The 25,950-nt window shown below is 38.9% G+C and carries 24 protein-coding genes; 16 read left to right on the top strand and 8 right to left on the bottom strand.

Features of this window, described 5'->3' with window-relative positions:
• The first annotated feature begins 1 nt into the window (after position 1).
• Both ACYVM0_RS03315 and ACYVM0_RS03310 read left to right on the top strand, forming a co-directional pair.
• Positions 2-1,750, top strand: a complete 1,749-nt coding sequence (locus ACYVM0_RS03315; RefSeq protein WP_460552423.1) for a DUF4331 domain-containing protein — start codon at positions 2-4, stop codon at positions 1,748-1,750.
• A 36-nt stretch (positions 1,751-1,786) separates the two neighbouring features.
• Positions 1,787-3,808 (top strand): DUF4331 family protein, encoded by a 2,022-nt coding sequence (locus tag ACYVM0_RS03310; protein ID WP_460552420.1) that lies wholly within the window; start codon positions 1,787-1,789, stop codon positions 3,806-3,808.
• A gap of 135 nt (positions 3,809-3,943) precedes the next feature.
• On the opposite strand, the gene ACYVM0_RS03305 is transcribed toward ACYVM0_RS03310, so the two are convergent.
• On the bottom strand, positions 3,944-4,423 hold the full coding sequence (locus ACYVM0_RS03305; RefSeq protein ID WP_460552417.1) for a DUF6680 family protein: 480 nt from the start codon (positions 4,421-4,423) through the stop codon (positions 3,944-3,946).
• Positions 4,424-4,458: 35 nt separating this feature from the next.
• On the opposite strand from ACYVM0_RS03305, the gene ACYVM0_RS03300 reads away from it, so the two are divergent.
• The 8 genes from ACYVM0_RS03300 (at position 4,459) to ACYVM0_RS03265 (ending at position 12,340) form a co-directional block, all read left to right on the top strand.
• Positions 4,459-5,580 (top strand): IS1595 family transposase, encoded by a 1,122-nt coding sequence (locus ACYVM0_RS03300; protein ID WP_460552414.1) that lies wholly within the window; start codon positions 4,459-4,461, stop codon positions 5,578-5,580.
• Between the two features lie 204 nt (positions 5,581-5,784).
• On the top strand, positions 5,785-6,384 hold the full coding sequence (locus ACYVM0_RS03295; protein ID WP_460552411.1) for an NYN domain-containing protein: 600 nt from the start codon (positions 5,785-5,787) through the stop codon (positions 6,382-6,384).
• A 41-nt stretch (positions 6,385-6,425) separates the two neighbouring features.
• Complete coding sequence (locus ACYVM0_RS03290; protein ID WP_430988499.1) at positions 6,426-6,551, top strand: hypothetical protein; 126 nt, start codon at positions 6,426-6,428, stop codon at positions 6,549-6,551.
• Between the two features lie 44 nt (positions 6,552-6,595).
• Positions 6,596-7,177: a hypothetical protein gene (locus ACYVM0_RS03285; RefSeq protein ID WP_460552407.1), complete on the top strand. Its 582-nt coding sequence runs from the start codon at positions 6,596-6,598 to the stop codon at positions 7,175-7,177.
• A gap of 256 nt (positions 7,178-7,433) precedes the next feature.
• Positions 7,434-8,684, top strand: a complete 1,251-nt coding sequence (locus ACYVM0_RS03280; protein WP_460552404.1) for a tetratricopeptide repeat protein — start codon at positions 7,434-7,436, stop codon at positions 8,682-8,684.
• Positions 8,685-8,785: 101 nt separating this feature from the next.
• A complete protein-coding gene (locus tag ACYVM0_RS03275; RefSeq protein ID WP_460552401.1) occupies positions 8,786-9,160 on the top strand; it encodes a hypothetical protein in 375 nt (124 codons plus the stop codon).
• A gap of 117 nt (positions 9,161-9,277) precedes the next feature.
• Entirely contained in the window at positions 9,278-11,494 is a 2,217-nt protein-coding gene (locus ACYVM0_RS03270; protein ID WP_460552398.1) for a TonB-dependent receptor, read from the top strand.
• Between the two features lie 174 nt (positions 11,495-11,668).
• A complete protein-coding gene (locus ACYVM0_RS03265; protein ID WP_460552395.1) occupies positions 11,669-12,340 on the top strand; it encodes a HupE/UreJ family protein in 672 nt (223 codons plus the stop codon).
• Between the two features lie 30 nt (positions 12,341-12,370).
• Here ACYVM0_RS03265 and ACYVM0_RS03260 read toward each other — a convergent pair whose 3' ends face one another.
• The 5 genes from ACYVM0_RS03260 to pdhA all read right to left on the bottom strand — a co-directional run bounded on the left by ACYVM0_RS03260 (position 12,371) and on the right by pdhA (position 15,938).
• Entirely contained in the window at positions 12,371-13,093 is a 723-nt protein-coding gene (locus ACYVM0_RS03260) for a (Fe-S)-binding protein (RefSeq protein ID WP_460552392.1), read from the bottom strand.
• Positions 13,094-13,104: 11 nt separating this feature from the next.
• A complete protein-coding gene (locus ACYVM0_RS03255; protein ID WP_460552389.1) occupies positions 13,105-13,545 on the bottom strand; it encodes a hypothetical protein in 441 nt (146 codons plus the stop codon).
• 5 nt (positions 13,546-13,550) lie between these two features.
• Complete coding sequence (ribH, locus tag ACYVM0_RS03250; RefSeq protein ID WP_460552386.1) at positions 13,551-14,042, bottom strand: 6,7-dimethyl-8-ribityllumazine synthase; 492 nt, start codon at positions 14,040-14,042, stop codon at positions 13,551-13,553.
• Between the two features lie 85 nt (positions 14,043-14,127).
• Complete coding sequence (locus tag ACYVM0_RS03245) at positions 14,128-14,868, bottom strand: YfgM family protein (RefSeq protein ID WP_460552383.1); 741 nt, start codon at positions 14,866-14,868, stop codon at positions 14,128-14,130.
• 77 nt (positions 14,869-14,945) lie between these two features.
• Positions 14,946-15,938: a pyruvate dehydrogenase (acetyl-transferring) E1 component subunit alpha gene (gene pdhA, locus ACYVM0_RS03240; protein ID WP_460552381.1), complete on the bottom strand. Its 993-nt coding sequence runs from the start codon at positions 15,936-15,938 to the stop codon at positions 14,946-14,948.
• A 289-nt stretch (positions 15,939-16,227) separates the two neighbouring features.
• Between pdhA and recF the strand changes: the two genes are divergently transcribed.
• From recF to ACYVM0_RS03225, 3 genes are read left to right on the top strand one after another with little or no spacing between them, the layout of a single operon-like run.
• Complete coding sequence (gene recF, locus ACYVM0_RS03235; protein ID WP_460552378.1) at positions 16,228-17,310, top strand: DNA replication/repair protein RecF; 1,083 nt, start codon at positions 16,228-16,230, stop codon at positions 17,308-17,310.
• Between the two features lie 47 nt (positions 17,311-17,357).
• Complete coding sequence (locus ACYVM0_RS03230) at positions 17,358-17,891, top strand: hypothetical protein (protein ID WP_460552375.1); 534 nt, start codon at positions 17,358-17,360, stop codon at positions 17,889-17,891.
• A gap of 2 nt (positions 17,892-17,893) precedes the next feature.
• A complete protein-coding gene (locus tag ACYVM0_RS03225) occupies positions 17,894-18,175 on the top strand; it encodes a DciA family protein (RefSeq protein ID WP_460552372.1) in 282 nt (93 codons plus the stop codon).
• A gap of 63 nt (positions 18,176-18,238) precedes the next feature.
• Here the strand turns inward: ACYVM0_RS03225 and ACYVM0_RS03220 are convergent, their stop codons facing one another.
• A complete protein-coding gene (locus ACYVM0_RS03220) occupies positions 18,239-19,126 on the bottom strand; it encodes a TraB/GumN family protein (RefSeq protein WP_460552368.1) in 888 nt (295 codons plus the stop codon).
• An 82-nt stretch (positions 19,127-19,208) separates the two neighbouring features.
• Here ACYVM0_RS03220 and ACYVM0_RS03215 point away from each other — a divergent pair, with 82 nt between their 5' ends.
• Genes ACYVM0_RS03215 through ACYVM0_RS03205 form a run of 3 tightly spaced genes read left to right on the top strand, consistent with a single transcriptional unit; the run spans position 19,209 to position 25,104 of the window.
• A complete protein-coding gene (locus ACYVM0_RS03215; RefSeq protein ID WP_460552365.1) occupies positions 19,209-21,209 on the top strand; it encodes a DUF3857 domain-containing protein in 2,001 nt (666 codons plus the stop codon).
• Positions 21,210-21,232: 23 nt separating this feature from the next.
• Positions 21,233-23,206: a DUF3857 domain-containing protein gene (locus tag ACYVM0_RS03210; protein ID WP_460552362.1), complete on the top strand. Its 1,974-nt coding sequence runs from the start codon at positions 21,233-21,235 to the stop codon at positions 23,204-23,206.
• Between the two features lie 5 nt (positions 23,207-23,211).
• Positions 23,212-25,104 carry a DUF3857 domain-containing protein gene (locus ACYVM0_RS03205; RefSeq protein WP_460552359.1) on the top strand — a complete coding sequence of 631 codons (1,893 nt, stop codon included), beginning with the start codon at positions 23,212-23,214 and terminating at the stop codon, positions 25,102-25,104.
• Positions 25,105-25,113: 9 nt separating this feature from the next.
• Here the strand turns inward: ACYVM0_RS03205 and ACYVM0_RS03200 are convergent, their stop codons facing one another.
• Entirely contained in the window at positions 25,114-25,641 is a 528-nt protein-coding gene (locus ACYVM0_RS03200; protein ID WP_460552356.1) for a hypothetical protein, read from the bottom strand.
• Between the last annotated feature and the right edge of the window lie 309 nt (positions 25,642-25,950).

Here is a 25,950-nt window from a genome sequence, read left to right as displayed (position 1 = left end):
GATGAAAAGAACATTTTTTAAAACAAAGCAATTGGTGCTGATGCTGGCTTTGCTTACGGGCAGTATAGTAACCAATGCATCAAGCCACAGGGAAGCGCCGTTGATCAGTAACGACCCCTTGTGTGATAATACCGACGTATATGCATTCCGCAGCCCGGATGATCCGAATACAGTTACTATCATTGCCAACTATATTCCGTTTCAGTTACCCGAAGGCGGACCAAATTATTATACATTCGGAACTAATATCCGTTACGAAATTCATATCAAAAACAAAACCACCACCACGGCCGATGATATAGTATATCGTTTCACTTTTTCACAAACCAACCAGGACCCTACCACATTCTTCAACATTCGTTTGGGGGCACAAAATATCAAGACCACCTACATCTGCGAAAAGAGTGTGAATGGTGGTGCATTTACAACGGTGGTTACCAATGGCGTGGTACCTCCTGCTAATATCGGCCCACGTTCAATACAAAGTACACCGGTTGGTTTAGGCGTTGCTAATTATGATGCACTGATCACCGGTGCCATTGCAACAGCTACCAGCGGTGAAAAAGTTTTTTGCGGCCCAGTTGATGATCCTTTTTTTGTAGACCTGGCCGGTGCATTTGATGCCGGTAATTTCCGTCCGCAAGGCAACCCTACCAATGCACCTAAAGATGGTTTATCAAGATATAATGTACACAGTATCGCTTTAAAAATACCCATCAATTTATTGCAGAAAGATGGTAAAGCAGTATCACAGGCCACCAGCATTTTAGATGGTGATTTTGTAATTGGTGTATGGGCAAGTGCCAGCAGGCAGCAAATTAAAACGATCAACCCGGGTACCGGTACGGTAGCTTATTCAGGTAACTGGATACAGGTTTCCCGTTTAGGTATGCCATTAACCAACGAAGCCGTTATTCCTGTTGGCATGAAAGATAAATGGAATGCTACTAATCCTGCAAACGACCTGCAATTTGCTTCCTACTTTATGAATCCTGAGTTGGCGTTATACATGGACGATTCTCAATTTGGTGGTGCCGTTCCATCACTGAATGCATTAAGAATTCAGAATCACGCTTTAGGTGCCTATGATTTCAGGAATGGCAAAGCAGGATTATATTCTTTAAAAGGATCTGCTGCAGTAAAAGGCACTGCATTGGATGAAGCAGTTTTTGGTTCAATCTTATTACCGGATAATAAAAGCCCGAGAGCAGTGGATATTTTACCGATATTTTATACCGGTGTTCCTAACCTTGCGCCTTATCAACTGGCAACAGGTAAAACCGGCGGGCCACTTTCTGCAGGTAAACCTTTTATCAATAACTTTTTACCCACATTGGGAGATATGCTTCGTCTAAACATGGCCGTTCCTCCTACTCCGCGTAATGATGCAAAATTCAGCAGCCTGGGTATTGTAAATGCAGCGGTGTTAGGTTTAACTGATCCTGCCTACAATGGCAGCACAGCCATTCAGTTCATTCCCAATATGGATGGTTTTCCTAATGGCAGAAGACTGGAAGATGATGTAACTACTATTGAACTGCAGGCCGTAAGCGGTGTGGCATTGGCAGCAATTGGTTTATGGTATGATGATTATAAATTAGATGGCAGCAGCCCGGTAACCACCAACCTGGTGAATGTATTGAGTTTTTCTGCAGGCCCCACTAAAAATGATACCACTTTTAAACCAGCTTTTCCTTATGTGCAGGCACCGTGGAGAGGATATGATTACACTATTCAACCAAGATTCTAACTTATAACCATTACATCATTATAAATAATTAACAGTATGAAACAATATTTTAAAATACTTACGGCCCTGCTTATCTGCACCACGGCATTCGTAATGCCGGCGGCTGCATCCAGCCACAGGGAAGCGCCATTGATCAGTAATGATCCATTGGCCGATAATACCGACCTGTATGCTTTCCGCAGCCCTGCCGATAGCAGCAAGATCATTTTAATTGCCAACTATATTCCTTTCGAACATCCGGCAGGTGGCCCCAACTGGTTTTCTTTCGGAGAAAATATCCGTTACGAAATTCATGTTGACAATAACACAGCAACAACCGGTGATGATATCATCTATCGTTTTACGTTCACCCAGGTAAATGAAGACGGTTCTACATTCTTCAACATCCGCCTGGGTAAACAAAATATAAAAACCACTTACACCTGCGAAAGAAGCATCAACGGTGGTACAACATTTACTGCTATTGTTACCAATGGCGTGGTGCCTCCGCCAAACATTGGCCCACGATCTATTGAAGGCGGTGTTGGTTTAGGTGCAACAGATTACAATACATTGATGACAGCTGCTATTGCAACCGCTACCAGTGGCGAAAAAGTTTTCTGCGGCCCTGTTGATGATCCCTTCTTTGTTGATTTAGGAGGTGCGTTTGATGCAGGTGGTTTCAGAACTGCCGGTGCAAGAGATGGCCTGGCTAAATTCAATTGTCATTCCATTGCTATTGAAGTGCCCATTTCTACCTTACAAAAAACAGGTAAAACAACGGCGCAGGCTACCAGCATTTTAGATCCTGAATTTGTAATTGGTGTGTATGCTAATGCAAGCCGCCCTGCCATTACCACTTTAAGTACTACCGGCGATAAACCCGCTACTTCAGGTGCATGGACACAGGTATCAAGATTAGGTATGCCTTTGACCAACGAAGCCGTTATTCCTATTGGTATGAAAGATAAATGGAATTCCGTTGCACCTTCTGCCGACGGACAATTTGTTCCTTATTTTAAAAATCCTGAACTGGCCTTATACATGGATGATTCACAATTTGGCGGTGCTGTACCGGGCCTTGCTAAATTAAGGGTACAAAGCAAATCTTTAGGTGCTTTTGATTTTAGAAATGGTAAACCAGGTTTATATCCTCTTAAAGGTTCTCCCGCTGTTGCAGGTACTGCATTGGATGATGCTATATTCGGTAATATTTTATTACCTGATAATGCAAGCCCAAGGGCGGTTGATATTTTACCGATATTTTATACTGGCGTTCCTAACCTGCGCCCTTATCAATTGGCTACCGGTAAAAATGGTAATCCATTAGCTGCAGGCAAACCATTTATCAATAACTTTTTACCCACATTAGGTGATTATTTAAGATTGAATATGGCGGTGCCTGTTACTCCAAGAAACAGTGCTGATTTCAGTTCTTTGGGTATTGTACAGGCTGCGGTATTAGGTTTAACTGATGCCAGGTTTAATGGAAATCTTAACCTGCAGTTTATTCCAAACATGGATGGTTTTCCTAACGGCAGAAGACTGGAAGACGATGTAACCACGATCGAATTACAAGCTGTAGGTGGCGTTGCACTTGCTGCCATTGGTTTGTGGTACGATGATTATGTAGTAGGCGGAAGTCCTGTTACTACACAATTGGTAAATACCATCAGCTTTAACGCCGGGGTTACCAAAAACGATACTACATTTAAAGCAGTATTTCCTTTTGTGCAAACACCATGGAGAGGCTTTGTGGGTGCATCTTACACAGGGCCAAAAAGCAATGTATTTAATTTAGGCATTGCTGCTGAGCCAATTGCGCTTTCAGCTTTCCCTAGTCCGTTTAAAACCGCCACCACGTTCCATTATAAAGTGAGCCAGGATGCAAGCAGTGTAATGATCGACATTACAGATGCAGCAGGAAGAAAGATTGCCACTATCAATGAAGGCAGCCGTACCAAAGGCGATTATTATGTGCAATGGAGCAAAACCAATTTAGCTGCAGGTGCCTATTATGCCAGGATGTATGTGGATGGTTTAAAATCAACTACTGTAGGTATTATAAAAACAAATTAATCCAGCATTCAGAGAAGTCAGGTTTCAAAAAGGCTATAACAGACATTAAGGTACAGGAATTTGAAGATAACCATGAGGTAGAAGTACCTTGTGGTTTTTTATTTTCTAAAAATCCACCTGCCTGTATTTACAACTCTAATCTTTGGTGGATGGTGGAGGCTCGGAAGTCGCTCCCTCTTGCGAAAATCTTGAAATTGTCGATGCGTATATGTGGCTTATTGCAATTGGGTTATAAGCGTCTCTTATATCGGCTTCTGTTAAATCATTATAACCGCTTGATTGACCCATTTCATAAATAAGTTCGGTTAATACTGCTTTATGCTCACCTGTATTAAATCTTATTTCTTCTGTGTAGTACATATATTTTCTTAATAGCGCCTTTACTTTTTTATTATTATGGAAAACAATATCAATCATATTAAGAGCCTTAATCCAATCTATTTCAACTGCGCCTACACTTCTATAGGCCATTATAAGTTGCATTATACCTCTTTTATCTCTTTGCAATTCCATTTTCCTTTGATAGCGAAAAGCCATTATTGCACCAATTACAGCACCAATACAAGCAGCAGCTAACGGAATAATTATTTTTTCAAAAAAATCACTTGTTGTCATAAAAGTTGTTTTGAATATACTAAAATACTAAATATATGTTTAAGAATCTTAGAGAATTAATTACTTCAATGCCTGACGAAACTACTTGTAGGAACTACTTAATTAAAGAGCGTTGGGATGGTGTTATAATATGCCCTTATTGCTCTTGTGAAAGGGTAACTGTAATTGAAGGTGGTAAACGTTTTAAATGTAACCATAAAGACTGTAGAAAGAACTTTAGTGTACAGGTAGGTACTATTATGGAAGCCTCTAAAATACCCTTGTGCAAATGGCTTACAGCTATCTATTTAGTTACTGCACATAAGAGGGGAATAAGTTCTTATCAATTGGGAAGAGATTTAGGTATTAGTCAAAAAAGCAGTTGGTTTATGTTACACCGTATTAGGGAGATGTTACGAATGAAAGAAGATATTGTATTAGGTGAGCATAGCCCTGTAGAAGCAGACGAAACTTTTATAGGTGGTAAGTATGCTAATATGCACAACTCTAAAAGAAAGAAGTTCCTTGAAACTGGCGGCAACTTCGTAAATAAAACAACTGTATTGGGAATGATTGAAAGAACGGGAAATTTAGTTGCAAAGGTTATGGTTAATAGTGCTGTGGCAATACCTCAAACAATAGCAGAAACAGTTAAGAAAGATGCAACTTTAATTACTGATAGTTCTAACCTTTACAACCGTATTGCACATAGCTACAACTACCATGCAGTTAATCACTCTATGCAGGAATATGTAAGAGATAATGTACACACCAATACAATTGAAGGAGCATTTAGCCATTTAAAAAGAATGGTTATTGGCACTTACTTCCAAATAAGCGCAAAGCATACACAACGTTACTGTGATGAATTTGCATATCGTTTTAATAGCCGTAAAATTAAAGATGCTGATAGGTTTGCATTATCCCTAAAACAAATTGAAGGTAGGCTTACATACAAGGCTCTTATAGCCGCTATTTCTCCAAAGCAGATAGTATTAACCAAAAAGCCCGAAAACAGATACAAAGGAGTTATACAGCTTTCAGGTGATGAAATAATAGGACAATACAAAAGTGTGGAAGCAGCAGCAAAAGCAACTGGCTTTAATAAAACCAATATAGCTAAAGTATGTAAAGGTATTCGCAAAAGTGCAGGTGGTTTTGACTGGATTTATGCGTAAATTCATACCCCTCTTAATTACTACTTTTTTGTCGAATAAAATCTACAACTTCAACCACTTATCAAAAAATATTTGGTGGTATCATTTTTGATATTATTTTTACAGTAAATTATTCCAATGCCAGTAGGCTGGCTAATTACTTACCGCTGGGTGTCTGTGTAGAACGGACGGTCGGCGGTTACTTTTTTTAACCCCTTTAACATTATGGCAACCAGTAAAGTAGCAATCTTAATTGATGGCGGGTTTTTCTTGCAACGTTTTAAAACATTAAACCAAAAAAATCCACGGGTTGGTGATATGCCAGCATTTATTCAGGATATTATGAAGAAAGTCGCAGCAACTAACCCAGGTGCTCTGCCCGATATGTTACTAAGAAGTTACTATTACGATTGTAGACCAAATGGAGATACTAAGGTAGACCCTAATGGAAATTCTGTGGATTTTTCACAACATGGACAATTTAAGGCTGCAAATGCTTTTCATAATGATTTAAGAACCTTCCCACAATTAGCATTAAGACTTGGTGAGTTATCTTTTGATGGATGGAAAGTTGACCCTTCTAATAAAACTAATTTTATTCCAGACTTTAAACAGAAATCAGTTGATATTAAAATAGGGTTAGATATTGCATGGATGTCAAGTAAAAGAACTATTGATAAATTAGTATTAGTAGCAGGCGATAGTGATTTTGTTGCGCCTATGAAATTTGCACGAAGAGAAGGGATATTAGTTTATTTATACCCTATGGCTCAACCTCAAATAAAATTAATATTAAAAGAGCATGCTGATTTTATCCTCCCTTAATTTATAATAATTCCAAAACATCCTATTACCAAAATTTAGTAATGGCTAAAGCTACAAAACCAAAAAAGAAGGCAGTTCCCAATATTACTGTTAAGACCAACTTAACAGCAGACCAGTTACTAAAACTGGCTTTAAATACTCCGATTAAGAAAGCTAAAAAGAAGTAGTTGTTTTGACTAAACTTTATTAGTTTAGTAGGATGGCAAAACTAATGCAAACTACAGATGGAAACGGGAATATAACCAAAAGACCCGCAGCACAAGATATAAAGCCAAAAGCATTTCAATTTCCGGCTACACACATGATACTATTTGTAGAGCCTACAGATAGATATATTTTGTGGATTATAAGCCATTACCCATACTTTTTCAATGTCTTCTTTACGGATGATTTAAGACAAAGTTCACCTAATGCTTTTAATAAGGGTGCGATTGCTGAAAAATATACTTTATGGATTAAATCTTTAAGAGATAGAGGCATGATAAAATACGGGGATGAAAAGCCACCAATAACTTATAGACTAACTTTAAAAGGGAAGTTATTTAGATTAACTACTCATCCGCAATGGATATTAATACAAGTATCAGCACCTATAATTGTAGCGATTACTTTATGGTGGCTCACTAACCACAAACCCACTGTAGCACCTGAAACCCCAACAAAAGAAAAGCAGGAAACCATCCCCAACGCCGATTCCGGTCTAAAACATTCTGCTCAAACTGTGCCTTTGAAAGTGAAGGATTCTTCTTTAGTTGATAGCGGTAAGACCAAAACATTTAAGGCTAATCACTAAAAGTAGGTTAGGCTTCAACTTATATACCGTATAAACGTTCTACTGTCTTATCCTGTACCTTTATGTTAGTTGAGACCTTTCAAAAACCTGACTTCTCTTTTTATAAAATTTATAACAAAAGGAGAACCATGGTTCTCCTTTTGTCGTACATAAATAAAAACAACATAAAATGAAATGAGCCATAAGCAGAAGCGTTTCAAACTGGATGACTTTTGCCGGCGAATTCCATGTCACCAAAACAAATAAAAATAAAGACATGAAAAAGACTTTAACCCTCCTGCCATTTTTTGCTGCTGCTTTTTGCCTGTTTACGCTTACTACAACTATAAGCAGTTGTAATAACAGCGAAGCAAAATTAAAAGCGTATATCAGCGATCAGAATCCCATGGATATTCCCAATCTTTTAGAACGAAAAGGTGAACTGGCTACCGCAGCCGAATGGGAAAAGACCAAACAAAAAGTAGACGAATTAAAAGCGAAACTGGCGACCAAACCTGAAGATGTAAAAACACGTTTGCAGTTAGCCACCATTTTTATTACCGAACAAAGAATTACAGGTGAACATCATTTTTATTATCCTGCCATTGAAAAAATATTAAATGGAGTACTTAGTATTGATCCTGAAAATTTTGAAGCCAATGTTTACAAAGCGTCTTTAAGAATGAGCCAGCACCAGTTTGCAGATGCTAAAAAAATTGCGGAAGAAGCTAAAAACATTAATCCGAATAATGCCTATGTGTATGGCATTTTAGTGGATGCGAATGTTGAGTTGGGCAATTACGAAGAGGCGGTTGCAATGTCGGATAAAATGCAGGCTTTAAAACCATCACTGGAATCTTATTCAAGAGCAAGTTATTTACGTGAGATATACGGCGATTATCCCGGCGCCATTGCCGCAATGAAATTAGCCGTGCAGGCAGGTTTGCCGGGCAGCGAAGCACAAAGCTGGAGCAGGAATGTACTGGGCGACCTGTATTTAAACACCGGTAAGCTGCAAGAAGCAAAAAGTGCTTTTGAAGAAAACTTATACCTGCGCCCCAGCTATGCACCAAGTATGGCCGGCCTTGCAAAAGTGGAAACCAAAATGAAAAATTATACCAGGGCTTTAGCTTTACTGGATTCTGCCAATGCCATCATGCCACAATCATCTTTTGATGAACAAAAAGCTGATGTGTACTTAGCCATGGGTAATACACAAAAAGCAATGGATAGTTACAATGCGGTTCAAAAATTACTGCTCACTGATGCTAACTCCGGCCATCACTCCGTTTCTTTAGAATTAGCCAGGGCTTTTGAAAAGACCAATCAATGGGATAGTGCAAAAAAATATGCCATGATGGAATTCAACATCCGCCCTAAAAATATTGATGTGAATAATGAACTGGCCTGGATTGCCTACAGCCAAAACGATTTTGTAAAAGCAAAGGAATATATAAAGACTGCATTAAGTACCAACAGCAAAAATCCGGAGTTATTGCAGAGGGCAGCTGCAATCAATGCAAAATAATTACAAGTGTCATCACGGTTCAAATCCGTGATGACGCCTATTATAATTAATACTGTTTTTACATTTTAGTTTACATTTCAAATAAGGCAGATTGATTTTAAATGAAAAAATTATGCTTACATATTCTCTTGTTGAGCTATACTATGATGGTATTGAAACCGGTGCTGCCTTATGTAAGTGATTTTGTAAGCCATACTTTCTTTTATGCCCATCATATGGCCACCATGCATTATGAAAACGGAAAGTACCATGTGCATTATGAAACAGCCAGGGCATCAAAAGACGATAGTTCAGATAAACCGGCTTCCTCCTCTTTTTTAAAAAAAGATACTACTGTTAACGAACATATCGTAACGGTAGTTAAGCAACAACAGTCTTTTATGATTGCTTTAAAGGATATTGACTACCCATTAGCGGCTACAGCTTCTCTTGTAAGCTGCATAGTACAAAATAATTATCCTCCTCCCCGCTTATAGATAGATTATTTCACTGCATTCACATAACCCTTCCTGCAAAGCTGATGGTATGTGCCATGCATTTTTTTCATCTATCTAAAATTGTTTATGAAACGATCAAAACACTATTGTTGTTTTTTGATATTAATTTTCATATTCTTTACTGTAATAGCTGCGCCTGCTCAAACGGTGCTTAAGGGCAAAGTGGTGGATGCACAAAGCAGGCAACCGCTGGAAGCTGCTTCTGTAAGTGTTGCCAGTAATGACAACGATAAAGCATTGACAGACGAATATGGAAATTTTATATTGCAAATAAAAAACCAACCTGCAAATATTGCAGTATCGCATATTGGTTACAAAACTTATACGGCTGCCACAATAAACAACAATCTTTTAATAATTGAATTGCAGCCCGATGCTATTCAATTGGAAGATGTAAAATTGCAGGCCACGGGTTCTTCCAAATTCAGTTCGCTGGCAAAAATTGACCTGGCATTAAGCCCGGTAAAAAATACACAGGAATTACTACGCCTTGTGCCGGGTTTATTTATTGCACAGCATGCCGGTGGCGGCAAAGCAGAACAAATATTTTTACGTGGCTTCGATTGTGATCATGGTACAGATGTACAGGTGAGCGTAGATGGTATGCCGGTGAATATGGTGAGCCATGCACACGGGCAAGGCTATGCCGATGCTCATTTTATCATTCCTGAGACCATCAATAATATTGATTTTGGTGCAGGACCTTATTACACACAACACGGCAATTTAAATACTGCAGGTTATGTAGCTTTTTCTACTTTTAAAAATATACCAAAGAGTTTGGTACAAATAGAAGGTGGAAATTTTAACAGCTTTCGCACTTTGGCGATGATCGATCTGCTGAAAAAAAATAAAGATAAACAGAGTGCGTATATCGCCGGTGAATTTAATTATACCGATGGCCCAACACAAAACAAACAAAATTTCAATCGCATTAATGTATTCACCAAATACAATGCTGCAATAACAGCAAATACCAATCTTAGTTTTTCTGCATCAGCATTTAAAAGTAACTGGGATGCCAGCGGCCAGGTTCCGGAGAGAGCGATTGAAAGCGGCTTGATTGACCGCTTCGGCAGCATCGACCCCAGTGAAGGTGGCAATACAGAAAGATATAATGCTAGTCTTACTGTAACTCATCAATTCAAAAGTGGTGCAACAGTAAACAACCAGGTATTTTTAAATCGTTATAAATTTAATCTCTATTCCAATTTTTCTTTCTTTTTAAATGATCCTGTTAATGGAGATGAGATCAACCAGGCAGAAGCCCGGAATATTTTTGGTTACTCTTCTACACTACAACAAAAATATTTTTTTGGTAAATGGACGTTGACTTCTACAGATGGTATCGGTGTAAGACATGATGGCACTGATGAAAGTAAATTAGCCCATGTGGTAAAACGACAGTTCTTAAATTATATTAAACTTGGTGATATTAGAGAAACAAACGCATATGCATTCACACAACAACAAGCTACTGTTGGTAATTGGGTAATTGATGCCGGCCTTCGTTTTGATTATTTTCATTTTAATTATTACGACAGGTTGAATGTTACACAAATGCCATCGCAGGCAAAATCTATTGTAAGCCCTAAATTAAATGTACAGTATACTATCAGCAAAGCGGTGCAGGTATATGTAAAGGCCGGTAAAGGTTTTCACAGTAATGATACAAGAGTGGTGGTTGGCAATGATGGTAAACAAATTCTACCTGCTGCTTACGGCAGCGATTTTGGTGTGATATTGAAACCCGCCAAAGATCTCCTGTTAAATATTGCTGCATGGAATTTATACCTCGACCAGGAGTTTGTGTATGTAGGAGATGATGGCAATGTGGAACCAAGTGGCAGAACGAAAAGACAAGGCATTGATATTATAGCACGTTATCAGTTCACTAAATATTTATTTGCCAATGCAAATATTAATTTTACCAAACCAACGGCAAGAGATGAAGCCAGGGGACAGGATTATATTCCGCTGGCCCCCACCGCAACCAGTACCGGAGGTTTGTTTTATAAAAAGCAAACCGGTTTTAATGGCGGCATAAAATACCGCTATATAAAAAGCAGGCCTGCCAATGAAGATAATTCTGTTGTAGCCAAAGGATATTTTTTACTGGATGCCTCCATCAACTATACCCGGCCAAAATACGAAATTGGTATATCAGCAGAAAACCTGTTGAACGTAAAATGGAATGAAGCACAATTTGCAACTGAAAGCAGGTTGCAAAATGAACCCGGCGCTATAACAGAATTGAATTTTACACCAGGTACGCCTTTGTTTGCAAAGATAAAACTGGTAGTGTTCTTTTAATTTTTGGGTGGGTCACCTCTTAAAGGTGGCTCACCCAAAAATTAAAATCGTTTTATGTAGTAGTGAGTTTTTTCAGAAAAAAGTGGCAGTGATAAAACGACGTTACGTTCTTAAATATATTTTACAAACCAATACCCGGTACAATTCGTAAATTAAAATCAACCTTTACACAACATGAACAACAGTTTTAAATATCATTGCCGGGTGCTGAGCTTTATGCTTCTCTTCTTTTTAGTATGCAATGCAGCAATGGCGCATGATGTGGAAGGATTATCCCAATTAAGTAAAACAGAAGTTGCAGGCATTTACCTGCAATTAGGGTTTACACATATTTTGCCTTTGGGGTTAGATCATATTTTATTTGTGTTGAGTTTATTTTTGCTCAACCCCAAATTAAAACCTATTCTCTGGCAGGCCACTGCATTTACAGTAGCGCATACCATTACACTCGGGCTTGCGATGTATAAAATAATTAAACCGCCGACAAATATTGTTGAGCCTGTTATTGCATTATCCATCATGTATGTGGCTTTGGAAAATATTTTTTCTCCACGTTTAAAAGCCAGCCGAATTGGTATTGTATTTTTGTTTGGGTTGATACACGGTATGGGCTTTGCCAGCGCCTTAACACAATTAGGCCTTCCGCAGCATGCGTATTTCAGTTCTTTAATTATGTTTAACCTGGGAGTTGAATTAGGACAGATCACTGTTATCTTAACCGCTTACTTTTTATTGGGCAGAGCCTTTGGTGATAAACCGTATTACAGAAAACGAATCGTAATTCCTTTATCCATAATTATTGCAGCTATTGCTGCCTTCTGGACGGTGGAACGGATTTTCTTTTAGGGGTCTGACATGTTGAAGCCGTCCTGCCCCCTATTCCCAGCCACTTGCCAATACGTCGGCAATATGCATGGTCTTCAAATGCAGGCCTTTGCCTTTGATGTAGCCATCAAGGTGCATCAAACAACTGAGGTCGGTGGAGATGATCACTTCAGCGCCGGTATCATTGGCGTTTCTAACTTTCTGATCGGCCATGCCAATAGAGATGGCTTCAAATTTAACTGCAAAGCTGCCGCCAAAACCGCAACAGGTTTCCACATCATTCATCTCTGTCAGTTCCAAACCCTTTACATGCGATAATAACCTGCGTGGCGCATCTTTTATTTTACATTCTCTTAATGCGGCACAGCTATCATGATAGGTAGCTTTCATATGCAGTTCTGCTCCGTAGTTTTCAATATGCAACACGTCAGTTAAAAATTCAGTGAATTCGTAAATGCGTTTACTCATATCCTTTACCTGGTTGTGTTGCGAAGAATTTTCAAACAGTTTGGCATAGTAGTTCCTTACAAAACCCACACAACTGGCACTTGGTGCCACAATATAATCTGCGCCTTCAAAATCTTTTAAAAATTTACTGCAAACAGTTCTTGCCTCATCCCAAAAACCGGCATTAAAAGCCGGCTGGCCACAACAGGTTTGATTGGTATTGTACACTACTTCGCAGGTAGCTTTCTCCAACACCTTTACCATATTAAAAGCGGTTTGCGGATACAGCTGATCCACAAAACACGGTATAAATAATTGAACTTTCATTTCGATCTGTATTATTTGTCGGCTTTCCGGAGTTTTTCAAATGCAGCCGGCGTTACCATATCTCCCGAAATAACATCCTGCACTTTTATTTCCCTTGTCTTTTTATTTATTGTAAAATTATAGTAGGTCTCAAACCTGTCGGCACCATTGTAGCCTGCAGTAACCGTGTATTCGTTATCGGTAGTGTCGATGATATAAGCGATGGTATGTTTGTGATTGGTGAGCGAATCGATATACCTGCTGCTTTCTTTTACAAAAGGCAGTGCATTTAAAGTATCGATAATGTCGTTCTCCCTTGCAATCGGCACTACAATAGATTGCTGCACATTACCTGTGTTATTATTTGTTAATGAATCGGGTACAGCAACACTGCTTTTATCATTATTATTGCAAGATGTACCCGCCGCAATAAGGATAACTGAAAATAAAAAGCTGAGGTACCTGTTAGTCATACAATTTATTTAAAAGAGTTTTTCAGTGCCATCATCTTTAAAGCAGTTACTGCAGCTTCTTCGCCTTTATGGCCGTGTTTGCCGCCTGTTCTTTCATCAATCTGTTGCTGGTTATCTACTGTAAGTACTCCGAAAATGGTAGGTACCGGTAATAATAAGTTCAATTGCACCACGCCATCTGTTACAGCTTTGCATACATAGTCAAAATGCGGCGTATCGCCTCGCAGCACACAACCCAAAGCAATAAACACATGCGGTTTATCATCTTTATATTTATGTGCTTCCCAGTAACTTTTTATGGCAAAGGGAATTTCAAATGCACCGGGCACAATGATCGTTCTGTGGTGGGCTTTATTCTCATCCAGAATTTTTATACAGCCTTCTTCCAGTTTATCAATGGTTTCTGCATTCCATTCGGTACGTACAATTACAACACAGGCATCCTTTGGTAGCTGGATGCCTGTTGTATTATATAAGTTTGAAGAGTGTATGGACATGATGTGAGTTGTAAGTCGTGAATCGTCAATTGTGAACGGTCAATCTTAACCAGAGCATTTTCAAATTAACTAATAAACCTGTCAACTATTTAACCACTCCTAATTTTGCAAGGTATTTATCAGCGTCAAAATCAATCCTGTTATTCCTGAAAAATGCAGGGGTTATTTCGTCTTTGATCTGCTGAAAATATCCAATCGCTTCTTTGGTTTTACCGGTAGCATCACAAAATAATGCGGCTCTTGATAAAGCTAAGAACATGGTTGATTCATCTTTAGAAGAGGCAACTTCTACTGCTTTGGCATAATAATTCAGTGCATCATCATTTTTCTTAAGTTCCGCATACGCATCACCGATCATTCTGTAAGCCGCACTTTGTATTTGTTCTGCACTATTGCCGTCAAACTCCTTCAGGTATTTAATAGCTTTATCATAATCGCCTAAGTGCAGGTAACAGGCACCGGTAATGTATTGGGCACGGTTGCCTGCAGGAGTACCACCATAATTTTTAATAATGGTCAGCATGCCGGTTAGTTTTTCGTTATCCACTACGCCGCCATTTAAAACCAATCCTACTGAATCTTTTGTATAGCTGCCAACCTGCGCCATTTTACCAAACAGTTTTTCTGCCGGAAAAATAAGTTCGCTTGCTTTTAACTCGTTAGGTTCTTTTACAAGTTTGCCATAAGCATACCAGCCACCACCTAATAATATAATTGCACTGCCCACGTAAATGATCGGCTTGCTGAATTTGGCCCAAAAACCTTTGGCCCTTTCCAACGCTTCATTTACTTCCACCGTTTCTACTACTTTTGCTTTCTCTGCCATTGTTGTCTTTTATAATTTAGAATAAGTAATCGTTTTTACCTTATGTACTTTTATATCCTTTGTACTTTTTGGTTGAATTAGTCAACAATAAAAGGATAATCCTCCTGCACATATACATCTTTCAGCAATTCGTCATCAGATGGCCATGGGCTTTCCTCCGCAAATTGCACGCTTTCTTCCACTTCTTTTTTCACTCTTTCGTTGATCACTTCAATATCTGCATCTGCAACACTGTATTGTGTTTTTAATACATTCAGTACATGATCAATAGGATCTTTTTCTTTGTACTCTTCCACCTCATCCTTACTGCGGTATTTCTGAGGGTCACTCATACTATGCCCTTTGTAACGGTAGGTTTTAATTTCCAGGAAAGTTGGCCCGCCTTTTTCCCTTGCCCTGTTAGCGGCCCTCAATACAGCATTGTGTACAGCCTCAGGGCTCATACCGTCTACTGAATCGGCCGGCATATCATAGGCATCGGCCAGTTTATAAATATCTAATGTTTTACTTGTTCTTGCTACAGAAGTACCCATTGCGTAATGGTTATTTTCGCAGATGAATACCACCGGCAGATCCCATAACATAGCCATGTTAAAGGTTTCATGCAGCATACCCTGGCGTGCAGCTCCATCGCCAAAAAAGCAAAGGGCTACATTATTGGTGCCTTTGTACCTTTCGGCAAAAGCCAGGCCGGCGCCTGTTCCGATCTGGGCACCCACAATACCATGACCACCAAAAAAGCCCACATCCACACCAAAAAGGTGCATACTGCCGCCTTTTCCTTTACTGCAGCCTGTGGCTTTTCCATACAATTCGGCCATACTGGCTTTAGGAGTAACTCCTTTTGCAATGGCTAATGCGTGGCAGCGGTAAGCGGTAATAAATTTATCATCGGGATTAGTAGCAGTCATACAGCCGGCAGCTACTGCTTCCTGGCCGATGTACAGGTGACAAAAGCCCCTGATTTTCTGCATTCCATACAATTGACCGGTTTTTTCCTCGAACCTGCGCAAAAGCAGCATCAGTTCGTACCAGTATAAATAAGTTTCTTTAGAAAACTTTGTTGCCAAGGTGTTTAAATTTTAGGCGGCAAAGATAGGGGTTTTAGGTTTTCGGTTTATTGTTTGTTAGTTGAATTTTTAGCTGAGAGGCACTATATCCACAATTTATGAGACGATGTGAATATTCCCTCAAATTTCGCTGATGGAGCAGGGTGTTTTCAAGTTACAATGGACGGCAGATCACTGACCACCAGTGTTTACTGGTAATTGCCGATTGACAGTGGTCTGTCGTTTTCGTTCTATTTTCTGCGTCACCTGCGAAATCTGCGGGCATTTTTGTTGTTATCTTGCACCCTCAATGCTCCAGGTAAAAAAAATAACCATCACCCAATATAAAAATTACAGTTTCGATGCTTTCGATTTTACCGAAAGGGTAATTGGTATTTGCGGACTGAACGGCAAGGGCAAGACCAATTTACTGGATGCGGTATATTATTGTTGCTTCACCAAAAGTTATTTCAGTAAAACCGATGGCTTAAATATACAGTTTGATAAAGATGGCTTTAGATTAGAGGGCCAGTTTGAAAACCAGGCAGAGGCATTGAAATTAGTGTGTATTCACCGGGGCGTGGGTAAAAAAGAATTATTGCTGAATGATGCGCCTTACGAAAAGATGAGCCAGCATATCGGCAGGTTTCCTGCGGTAATGGTGGCACCGGATGATATTGAACTGATAACAGGTGGCAGCGAAGAAAGAAGGCGATTTGTAGATACGGTCATCAGCCAGATGGATGCGGAATATTTATTGCAATTGATCCTGTACAATAAGGTACTGCAGCAACGCAACAGTTTATTAAAGCGTTTTGCAGAGCAGGGTAAAACCGATTGGCCGCTGCTGGAAGTGCTGGATGAACAACTGGTACACCCGGGCAAATTTATTTACACCAAACGTAAAAATTTTACTGCGGCATTAATACCATTGGTTCAACAATTCTACAACCAGATAGCTGATAATAACGAAACTGTTACCCTGCAATACGACAGCCAGTTAAATACCGGTAATTTTGAATCGGTACTGAATGATAACCGGCAAAAGGATTTTATGCTGCAACGTACAAATGGTGGTATTCATAAAGACGATATCAGTATACAATTAAACGGGCAGTCATTTAAAAACACCGCATCGCAGGGGCAACGCAAAAGTTTATTGTTTGCGCTAAAACTGGCCGAATTTGAATTGCTGAAAATGAATAAGGGCTTTGCGCCATTGCTTTTTTTAGATGATGTATTTGAGAAACTGGACGATAACCGCATGCAGCATTTATTGCATTGGGTGTGTAAAGAAAATACCGGGCAGGTTTTTATTACCGATACACATAAAGAAAGGCTGGAAGATGCATTTAAATCACTGGCCGTTAAATACCAGGTTATTGAATTGTAAGGAGCAGACCAATAATATGTTTACTTTTACACTACTAAAAAAACACCATGAAAATTTATTCCCTCCGCTGCAGCCTGTTTTTATTACTGGGTGCAATATATTCCGCTACTGCTGTTGCACAAAAGCCGGTTGCTAAAAAAACGGTTGTGGTTGCAACAGCTGCAAAACCTTATGCTAATGGCGTGCAATTAAATGTAAAAGGATTTACCGTAAAAGAAGCGTTCCTGGTTTTTGATGATGAGACCAAAGTGCCTGCAGACAATAAAGTAGACATTAACCAACGGGTTACTTTAAGGATTGTATTAGCCAGGGGCTTTAAAGAAATTGAAGGAAAAGTTTTTCCGGGTGGTAAAGAAAAAATTGTATTAAGCAATGGCGAAACCATACTCGATTCTGAAGACCTTTTTACTGCGTATGAATCTACAGGAGTTAGCCCGGAAGATGCCAAATATATTTCTTTAAAGGCGGTGATCACTGAATTAAAAGACAAAAAGAATTACGTAAAAGTATCTTTTCGTGTATGGGACAAAAAAACGGTTGCCAACGAAATCACCGGATCTTATAAACTGTATATAAAATAATTATGGGAGAAATTTCTTTACAGGACGCCATTCAGCAGTTTTTACAGAAGAGCCGTTTAAAAAGCGGCATCCAGGCGGTGCGTATTGAAGAAATATGGGAACAGGTAATGGGTAAAACAATTGCCAAATACACCGATAAGATCCAGATCATCAATCATACCTTATACATTACTTCTACTGTTGCGCCATTAAAGAATGAATTGCTGTACCAGAAAGAAAAAATTATAGAACGGGTTAATGAAGCACTGGGAGAAAAAGTGGTGAGGGATGTGGTGGTGAAATAGCGGGATATTTAGTTTGTAGTACTTAATTGAAACCACATAACTAATTACCTAAGAACTAAAAAACTAATTCTCAACCGGCCGCAGCGTATACCCTTCCTTGCGCAATAAGTTTATCAATCCCATTTCCCCTACCAGGTGGCCTGCACCCACGGCAATAAATACACTCTCTTTTTTCATGATGGTATTCAGTTGCGTCACCCAGTTTTTATTTCTTTTATCCAGTAAAATGTCCTGGTTATCGTTTATCCCGAATTCGTTATCGTTGAAAAGTTCCTCCATTTTATGTAGCTGCTGGCTTTTGTACACTTTAACCATCATATCAAAGTACTTTCTGTAGGTTTGCAGGCTATCAATACTTTTTAATAGTTCTTTTGCTTGTTCGGTATAGGGAATACTGTCAAAAACAGCTGACTGAAATGCCATAGTTTCCAATCCCTGTATTTCTTTTTTATTATCCTTTGCCATTTTCATCAGCTCTTCTTCTACCCCACTCATAGTTTTACAAGGCAACATTTTAGGGTAAAGCATCGCTTCTAAAAAAAAGGGTTTCATACTTTGAAACATGGTTATAGGCATGTGTAGCGAATCATTGAAAAACCGGTCTACCCTTTTATACTCTTCTTCCGTAAATAGTTTTTTTAAGGTAGTATCGTTTCGCATATTCATTAATAACAAGCCCCCCATCATTGTTGCCGGGTCATCCATATCCAGTTCCATATACACTTCGTTTACTGATTGTACAGCTGTTTTCAATTGCGGCCCAAAAGGAATATCATCTTTACATATCAGGTGAAAAGTGCCGAACAAATAACTGGGCTTGCTGAGTTGTTTTCCGCTTATTTCCCACAGCAGCGTATTATCACTATTGTTTGTCTTTAATTTATTATTGTTGTTTTGCGCATTACACGAACCCAGCAAAAACACTGCAATAAACAGCTTTAAAATTTTCATCTGCTTTTATTTAAAATAAAATTACAATAAGATAGCATCAGTTTGTTTAAAAATAATTATTTTACAGGATATAACTACCATTATGAAATCAGCATTGTTACTTTTTACCCTCGTTGTATCCTCTCTTGTCACCCTGGCCCAAAAAGAAATTCCGGGTTTTGGAAAAATAGATAAAGCTGAGCTCGCCATGAAAGATTGCGAATTTGATAAAGCCGCCGAAGCCGTGGTGCTGTTTGATGTGGCAGAAGTATATTGCGATCTGAACACTACCAACCCTTACAATCCTTTACGCACCCAGCTGGACAGGCATGTAAGGATAAAGATACTGAACCAGAAAGGTAGTGATGCTGCCAATATCCATATCCGTTATTTAAATGGTGCCGGCCTGGAAGACATCAAAGGCATCAGTGCACAAACCATAAATACCGATGCCGGTGGCAACCCGGTATTTATTAAAGTTGAAAAGGATGCCATCTACCGCAAAAAAATAAACAAGAGGTATTCTGAAGTGATCTTTACTTTTCCCGAAGTTAAGCCGGGCAGTATCATTGAATATAAGTACAAAGATGATGCTACTGATTTTTACGCTTTAAAAAACTGGTATTTTCAAAAATCCATACCGGTAGTATATAGTGAATACTCCCTCAACTTTCCGCAGGAACTGATTGTATCTGCAACGCCAACAGGCTTACTGGATGTTAGCATGACTGAAAGTTCGAAAGGTTTACACAATATTAAAACCTTTACCATGAACAATGTACCGGCATTAAGAGACGAGCCATACATCAGTTGTGATGAAGATTACCTGCAACAGGTAACACCAAGAATGATTGCACTGGATTTTCCCGGGGTACCACGCCGCAGCCTTATCCGGTCATGGCCCGGCATAATAAAGGAATTGCAGGAAGATGAAGATTTTGGTTTGCAGCTTAAAAAGAATATTCCCCGTACCGCCGACCTGGATGCATTGCTGGCCCAGGTAAAAGATCCGTATACAAAAATGGTGACCATACACAATTATGTAAGAAAAAATATGCAGTGGAATGATACTTATGGCATCTGGGCACTGGATGGTGTAAAAGCTGCATGGAAAGATAAAAAGGGAACTGCAGGTGAGATCAACCTGATCCTGATCAACCTTTTAAAAGATGCTGATTTAAATGCCCAGCCTGTTTTGGTGAGTACAAAAGATAATGGCAGGGTTAATACCTCGGTGGCAGGAAACGATCAGTTTAATAAAGTAATGGCCTATGTAACCATCAATAACAATGTATATGTGCTTGATGCTACCGATAAATATACCCCTGCTAACCTTATCCCCTATGATGTAGCCAATACCTATGGTTTGGTAATAGGTAAATCCGGTGATGGCAGCACAGGAGATTTTCTGAACCAGGTGCTGGGGCAGGAAAATAATGCCTCGCCATGGGGATGGAAAATGTTATGGAACGAAAAACAACTTTTTAATAACACCACTTTTTTAAATGCGGTGATAGACGACAAAGGCAATATGAAAGGCGAGGCTGAGATCATTTCAAAAGATTACAGCCGCTACATACGCCTGGGCAAATTAAAAGAAGGAAAAGATAAATATACCGAAGCATGGCTTAACCAGAACAAACAGGATATTAAAATAGACAGCCTTGAATTTGAAAATGAAAATACAGACTCTCTGCCATTGAAGCAAACTTTGAAATTTGAAAAGAAGATCAGTTCTTCCGGAGATTATAATTATTTTTCCGTCAATCTTTTTTCGGGCCTCGATAAAAATCCATTTATTGCAGATGAACGTTTTTCGGATATCTTTTTTGGTGCCAATCAAAAATATGTGATCACCGGAAATTTTTTCATTCCTCAAAATTACCAGTTTGAACCCCTGCCCCAAAACATTAAAATGATAATGCCCGATACCAGCATTGTTTTTTCCAGGTCATCAAGTATTTCTGACGGCATGCTGTATGTGCAGATAACACTCGAATTCAGAAAACCTTATTACTTAAACCAGGATTACGGGTATTTCCAGGAGTTTTATAAAAAACTTTTCGATTTTTTAAATGAACAATTTGTATTCAAGAAAAAATAGTTTATCCCTTAGTAATTGTATTTATGAAAAAACATTTTATCCTGGTAGCAGTACTTTTTTTTGTTGTTGCGGCAACGGCACAAAAAAATCTTCCGGGTGTTGGCAAAATTGATAAGGCCGACCTGCAGATGAAAGACTGCGACTTTGATAAAGGTGCCGAAGCCCTTACGCTTATTGACTGGGGCAATTTGTATTACGACCGCGGCATTACTGATATCTCTTTTATGAATACCATTTATGAAAGAAGAACCCGTATAAAAATATTAAAGGAAAGCGGCCTTACCTACGCCAATGCATCTATCCCCTATTATGATAACAATAATGAAGAAAGGATCATTAAAATAGATGCATATACCTATAACCTGGACGAAAGCGGAAATATCAAGGTAACCGAAGTCAGTAAAAGTTCTATCTACTCTAAACGCATCAATAAATTTGCCAGCAAAATGATCATTGCCTTTCCTGAGGTTAAAGTAGGCAGTGTGATTGAATTTAAATACAAAATGGAAAGAAGGACAGACCAGAATCTGAAGGACTGGTTTTTCCAGGATAAAATTCCGGTACGATACAGCGAATACCAGATCAATATTCCCCAGTTGTATCATTTTTCGGTACAGCCAACAGTTGTGGATAGTATTGAAGTAAAAGAAGATGTTAAGGATGACCTGATCAGTACCAGCGAAGGTGTGTTGAATACCCAGGTGCTGAAGAAGAACTTTATCATGCGTAACCTTATCGGTATCCGGAGCGAACCTTTTATGGGTTCGGTAAGGGATTACCAGCAGCGCCTGGAATTTCAATTATCAGAAGTTGAATACAGCAGTACCAATATTGTTAAACTGCGTACCAGCTGGAGCGATGTAATTAAAAGCCTGATGAAAGACAGTGATTTTGGCAAACAACTTGAATGGGAAGCAGATGCAGCCACCGTTGTTATTAATGAAGCCAGGCAACTACCCGATACCGAAAGTAAAATGAAAGCTGTTTATAACTATGTAAGAAAAAATATCAGCTGGGATGGCGATGAAACCATCTATTCCTATAATGGTGTAAGTAATACGTTTGCAAAAAAAACGGGCTCCAGCGGCGATATTAATTTATTACTGGTTTGCCTTTTAAACAAAGCCGGCGTTAAAGCAAGCCCTGTTTTACTAAGCACCAGGGAAAACGGGTTGGTGAATAAATTCTATCCCTTCGTTAACCAGTTTAATACTGTAATGGCATATGTAAAACTGAACGACAAATATTTTATACTGGACGGTACCGACAAAGTATCCGGCTATAAACTGATACCGGAAAGTATTGTGAATACACAGGGTTTTATTGCAGATGGTGAAGATGGAAAATGGATCGAACTGATTGACCAGAAAAATAAATATAAAGTGATGGCTGCCATTCATGGCGAAATTGATGAAGCCGGTATCATGAAAGGCGATGGCCTGGTAAACTGTAACGGCTATGCAAGAAAGCAACGCTGCGAAGCCTGGCTGAAAAATAAAGAGCAGTTTAAAGAGGAATATTTTACCAAACCCTATACTGCTTTAAAAATTGATGACCTTACTGTAAATAACGCCGATGCAGATTCATTACCGCTGGAACAAAAAGTAAAATTCACCTCAGTGCTCAATAGTTCGGGTAATTACAAATATTTTACTGTCAATCTTTTTTCCGACCTGGATAAAAATCCTTTTCTTGCCGACGAACGCATGGCGGATATAGATTTTGGATTTCAGCAGGATTATACTGTATTTGGTAACTACTCCATACCGCAGGATTATGTCTTTGATGGACTGCCCGAAAATATTTCCATGATAATGCCCGACACCAGTATTATCTTTACCAGGTCGATGCAGGCAGATGATAATTTGCTGAATGTAAGAATATCGGTAGAGTTTAAACGCAGTTTTTATACGGCAGCCAATTACCCGGAGTTTAAAGAATTTTATAAAAAACTGTTTGCAAAATTGAATGAGCAGATCGTAATTAAAAAGAAATAGTCCCCATGAAGTATATTTTATTTTCTCTTGTGTTTTTTTGTACTGCAGTAGCAGCGCAACCACCTTCGTATAATGTAGCCGACATACCCGAGGCATTAAAAAAAGATGCCCATACCGTTAAACGGTTCGAAAATATTTTATTTGAGATCAATAATGTTGATAAAGCACACTATAGGGTACAGCAGGTAACCACAGTATTGGATGCATCGGCAAAAGACGAATTGGTGTTCAACCAGTTTACAGATAAATTCCGTTCCCTGGAAGATGTGGAAATAAAAGTGTATGACGAATCGGGCAAACTCACCAATAAATATAAAAAGAAAGACCTCAGCAGCCAGAGCACCGGATCGGGATTAGTGCCCGAAGGCAAAGTAAATTATTACGAAGTACCGGTAAATCAATATCCCGTAACAGTGGAATTTGATTATACCATTGTGTACCATGGCTTGTATAGCTATCCCAGCTTTCACATACAGGGGCCGGAAGAATCTATTGAGCGTTCATCCTTTACAGTGAGAGTGCCCAAAGAAATGGATATCAGGTTTAAGCCAATGAATGCAGTATTGGCGCCACAGATTGATGAAACAGACAAGGATACTAAAACCTATAACTGGAATATCAGTGCATTACCTGCAAAAAAATATGAAGCCGGCAGCGGTTACATAGAAAACAGCTATCCATGGATATTGATTGCGCCTAATAAATTTGAACTGGATGGCTACCCCGGCGAAATGAATAGCTGGCAGAACATGGGCATCTGGTATAATACATTGGTAAAATCCGATAATATACTGGATGCAAAATATGCTGATGAAATAAAAAAACTCACCGAAAAAGCCAGTACAGACAAAGAGAAAGTAAAACTCATTTACGAATACCTGCAAAAAAATTGCCGGTATGTAAGTATACAGTTGGGTATCGGTGGTTTTAAGCCTTTCTCTGCCGATTTTGTACATAAAAATAAGTACGGCGATTGTAAAGCATTAAGCAATTACATGCAGGCCTGCCTTAATGCAGTAAATATCAAGAGTTATTCGGCCTGGATAAAAGGCAGTACCAATCCCAATACTATTGACCCTGATTTTCCTTACGATCCTTTTAACCACCAGATACTTTGTGCGCCATTAAATGGCGATACGGTTTGGCTGGAATGTACCAGCAATACCGCAGAGTTTGGGGTATTGGGCAATTTTACGGAGAACAGGTCTGCACTCTTGTTAACCGAAACCGGCGGGCACCTTATTAACACCCCTAAAAGTAAAGCCGCTAATAACCTGTACACCAGCAATACAGTTATTGATTTGAAAGATGATGGTTCCGGTATTGCCAAAGTGGAACTGCAAACCACGGGTGAGTTTAAGGATGATATGAAGAATTATATTTTTGACCAGAAAAAAGATGACCAGAAAAGATACCTGGTAAATTATATTGAATTTTTACAGCCCGATGATTTTGATGTTACCTATAATAAAGATGATAAACAGGCACCTGTTCAACTACAGTTGGCAATGGAAAAAGTACCTGATTTTAGTGCGGGCAACAAACAATTTTTAAATCCCCGTATCTACAAAATATGGCGCTACGCTTTACCCAAAGCCGAAAACCGTACGCAGGATTATTATTTTCCACATCCCTTTATAAAAACAGATACCACCATTTATATGTTACCCGAAGGCTTTGGTGTGGAAACATTACCCAAACCCAAAGTGCTGAGTTTTGAATATGGTAATTTTAAAACTACATACCAGTTTGATGAAACCAAAAAACGTATCATCACTACGGCAAGACTGGAACTGGATGAATATAAAATTCCTGCGGCCAAATTTTTAGCTGCCAAAAAATTCTTTAATGATGTATTGGCGGAGTATGCGGAAAAGGTGGTGATAAAGAAATTGTAAAAAACAGTATTAAAACTCCCCTTTAGCAACTGCATAATCATATATATTGTCAGTTTCATTTTCAAGCAAGAAGCCTTTTTTTAATAAGAAAAGGATCAGATCTTTCTTTTTCTGTTGGCAGTTTATTGAATCTTGTGTTGGGTTATTTGAAATAAGAAATATATCTATTCTTAAATTGTCATCACCTTCAGTATACTTATCAATATTTATTCTTTGAAGATCCGGGAAGTCTTTTTTAATCTCATCTAATACTATAACCGGAGTTAATTTTCCTTTCATCAAAATTTCATGTTCATGTCCATATGCTTGCCAATCCCCATCAGGAATACCGTTTTTAAATGTATATGATGACATAGTTTTCTCTATTCCCCTGATAGTATCTTTCACATAAGCTACTCCGCTAAATGGCCACGCTGCACCTTCTGAAAAATACAAGAAATTCCTGGTGGTTAAATTTTTTAAATTATGTTTTTCCTTACACGAAGCAATAAAAACAGCAATGCTAACCATTAGTAATCCTTTCTTAACTATTTTCATTGTATTGTGATATTAGTTCCACTACTGGCGCAAGTGTTCTTCCGAAGGAAGGCCACTTGTGCCTATTGATCTTAGCGGTTTGCAACCGCAGCATAAACCTACGTAAAATAAAAGGCATGTCATTTCAAAAGCAGCCCAACCTCTGTTAAATATTACAAGTGTTCAATTTTTAACGGCCCATGTTCCACTACTGGCGCAAGTGTTCTTCCGAAGGAAGGCCACTTGTGCCTATTGATCTTAGCGGTTTGCAACCGCAGCATAAACCTACGTAAAATAAAAGGCATGTCATTTCAAAAGCAGCCCAACCTC

This window comes from Ferruginibacter profundus, assembly GCF_054783275.1.
The sequence above is the reverse complement of the archived record's forward strand: the minus strand, read 5'-3'. Positions and strand labels throughout refer to the sequence as shown.